This is a genomic window from Bartonella sp. CR84HXZ (assembly GCF_042194535.1).
Classification (GTDB): Bacteria; Pseudomonadota; Alphaproteobacteria; order Rhizobiales; family Rhizobiaceae; genus Bartonella; species Bartonella grahamii.
Map to the genome: position 1 here is coordinate 1 of NZ_JBHIMY010000128.1, position 606 is coordinate 606.

General features: G+C 32.8%; 1 pseudogene. It reads right to left on the minus strand.

Going from position 1 to position 606, the window contains the following annotated elements:
- Positions 1-522 (minus strand): annotated as a pseudogene (locus tag ACFIKD_RS09760) (type ISP restriction/modification enzyme); the annotation flags it as partial.
- Positions 523-606 lie beyond the last annotated feature (84 nt).

Sequence of the window (606 nt, forward strand, 5' to 3'; positions counted from 1 at the left end):
GATAAGCAGGGTTGCCAACGGTTTCAACAAGCATAGCGATTGGCATCATTCACAATACCACTCTTTTTATCAGTCTTAACGCATTGACGCTCCATAACCCATTCAAGAGGGATATCTGTTATTGTGATATTGCTATTGTAAATAACAATGGTTTTATCTTTTCCTTACTATTTTTAATTTTTGTGAATTTCATTTCAGTCACATAATAAAACTTTTCGGGATTAGAGATGTCAGTTAATTTTGGATTACCCTTTTTAAAGGTCTCAGGATAAGGTTCTACAGTTTCATAGTTTACGTGCAAATGACCCAATTCATGCCCTGCTGTTACAAATTTCCAAAATCCTTAGCAGTTTTTATATAAAGAAGACGAGGCAATTCTTTAGAGAGGTTATTGACATAACGAGTGCGATATTCTGAATGCAAGAGACCGTAAACATAATAAAACAGATCATCTTTAGTGTTTTTTTCATTAGGATAAGCAGTTTTGAAATATGCTAATTCTTCATAAGTTATGGCATTACGCAATTTCTTTTTTTCTTATTTTAGTATAAGCTATCGTCATGCTATTTTTCTTATCAAGCGATAATAACGGAGTGTTTCTTGTTG